Below are 2,616 nucleotides of genomic sequence, written 5' to 3'. Positions count from 1 at the left end.
TCAATGGGCCGGTCAACGGGCCTGGGCTCCTGCAATTGCTTATAAAAACGGGAAGTATTATTTTTATTACTCTGCAGATACCAATATTGGAGTGGCTGTTTCAGATCGCCCTGAAGGTCCTTTCAAAGATCCGCTGAATAAGCCATTAGTTGCTAAAGCCGCTTTTAAAGGCCAGATGATTGACCCAATGGTTTTTGTGGATGATGATGGGAGTGCTTACCTGTATTGGGGGCAGGGGAATTGCCATATGGTAAAGCTTCATGAAGATATGATTTCATTTGATGCTGATAAGGTTGCTACCATTCGTCCCGATGGATATAATGAAGGCCCTTTCATGATTAAACGGCAAGGTACTTATTATTTAATGTGGTCGGAGTACGATACGCGGGATCCCCGTTATTCTATTGCTTATGCTACAAGTAAATCACCATTGGGCCCTTTTGTGAAGGCAGAAGGCCAAGCCATCCTGAAAGGAAAAGGAGTTGTGAAGGGTGCAGGTCATCATTCGGTAGTGCAGGTGCCAGGCAAAGACGAATGGTACATCGCCTATCACCGTTTTGCAATTCCTGATGGAAATGGCTACAATCGCGAAACATGTATTTCACCAATGAGGTTTGATACAAAAGGGAATATAATACCCGTGAATGTATTTGAGCGAATTAAACCAGTTAAAATTAAAACTCAATAGCTTGATATAATCGCCATCCTTTGATGCATTGCTAAGATTATTCTTTCATCTTTAAAAGTTAAATTAAAATAGCCTTTTTCCAAGAGCCTTCATTACTGTTCAAAATAAATCGCAAAAAATAACTGTGTTTTTTACACTTTTTAGTTTTTATTTATACATTAGTGCTGCAAACACTAAATTTTGTAATTCAAACCAATTATGAGCAATGACCGATTTGGACGAAGATTCATCCCGGTTTTTTGACGGAATTTTTGTATCAAAAAAAAACACTTGTTTTTAGCAAATGGAAAACCTGGTAGCAATGACTGATGAAGATATCTGGCTTCAATTAAACACAACAAATGATACTGTTGTATTTATTGAAATATACAATCGTTATCATGCTCAGTTGTATGCTGCTGCCTGCAAACGTTGTTCTTCAGCCGAAACTGCTGAAGAAATAGTACAGGACCTTTTTATCAATTTGTGGAGAAACAGGGCTACCATTAAAATAAATTCTTCCCTGAGCGGATACCTGTTTACGTCAATCCGTAACATGGTGTTGAATCAAATTCAAAAAGAGGCTGTCAGGAAAAAAGCTTATGAATCGCTTATTCTCGAAAATGCCGATTATGATAACTCTACCGAGGAAATACTCATAGCTAACGACTTAAACTACCAGGTGGATATAAACCTGGGTTCGCTTCCAGATAAATGCCGCTCGGTATTTGAGCTTAGCCGGAAGCAGTATAAAAGCAATAAGCAAATTGCCCACGAATTAGGGATTTCTGAAAAAACCGTCGAAAATCATATCACACGGGCCTTAAAATATCTACGTGTCAGCCTTCATTATATGCTGCTATCCCTGGCCGCTTTTGTTTTTTTTAATTAAATAATCGCCCGTTTTATTTATCCCACCAACTGCCTGTTGAGTTTTATCATTTTCCGCGTACGCAAACACTAAACTCAGATGATCTCTGAATGCGCTTAAAAGCCCTTTTTCTATAAATATTTTATAGCAAGTAGGGGGCTGGGGCATCCACAACTGTCATATCTGTATAACCACTAATTTTAAACCCATTAATCCTATTAAATGGAACCTATTTCACCCGAATTAATACAGAAATACCTCAGTGGGACCTGTTCACCCGAAGAGGAGCGTATTGTGCTTAATTGGTATAATTCTTTTGAAAGCAAAGCCGATCCATATGAGCAGCTAAGCATTCATCAGCGGCAGGAATTAAGGTTAAGAATGCTGGCTAATATCGAATCTGGCATTAGCCCTGTTCAAAATGGCAAAACAGGAACGTTAAAAATCATAAAATACATTGGTTATGTTTTGGCAGCGGCAGCTGCAATATTACTATTCATAAAAGTCCCCGGTTTTTTAAATAATCAAAAACAGCATCAATCAGCCAGCTATGTGCTGAACGAAGAAGTAAGCATTACCAACCGTACACATACTATTTATAAACAAGTATTACCCGATAAAAGCATTGCCTGGCTTAGCCCGGGGGCGCACATAAGCTATCATAAAGTATTCAGCAAAAATTTAAGGGAAATTAAGTTGTCAGGAGAATCATTTTTTGAAGTAACTAAAGATAAAGCACACCCATTTGTGATTTACAGCGATCATATCACAACAAGGGTTTGGGGTACCAGTTTTAGGGTGCATGATAGCAAAAATGCGGCTACAGCAGAGGTGGCTGTGGTTACCGGCAAGGTATCTGTTGAAATTGCTGCCGGAGGGAAACGGAAGGGTTTATTTGCAACTAAAGCCGGTTTAAATAACAATGTGATATTATTACCCCGGCAAAAGGTGGTTTATGGAAAAATAAACCATGATTTAAAAGTAGGCCGGGTAGCCGAACTTTCGTCTTTAAATATTTGGCAGAAGGCAGACCTTTCTTTTGAAAAAACGTCGCTGCATGATGTGATCCAAACGCTGA

The 2,616-nt window shown here is 39.0% G+C and carries 3 protein-coding genes; all 3 read left to right on the top strand.

Going from position 1 to position 2,616, the window contains the following annotated elements; genetic code table 11:
• On the top strand, window positions 1–688 hold a 688-nt coding region (locus AC1DPZ_RS25250; protein ID WP_477408676.1), incomplete at its 5' end, for a family 43 glycosylhydrolase.
• Between the two features lie 283 nt (window positions 689–971).
• The gene (locus AC1DPZ_RS25245) at window positions 972–1,559 is read left to right on the top strand and encodes an RNA polymerase sigma-70 factor (RefSeq protein WP_477408674.1); all 588 of its coding nucleotides are present in this window, start codon (window positions 972–974) and stop codon (window positions 1,557–1,559) included.
• Between the two features lie 201 nt (window positions 1,560–1,760).
• Window positions 1,761–2,616: FecR family protein (locus AC1DPZ_RS25240; protein ID WP_477408672.1), on the top strand; the 856-nt coding region annotated here is incomplete at its 3' end.

The organism is Mucilaginibacter sp. P4_G9, from assembly GCF_056400985.1.
This window is presented reverse-complemented; position numbering and strand designations above follow the sequence as displayed.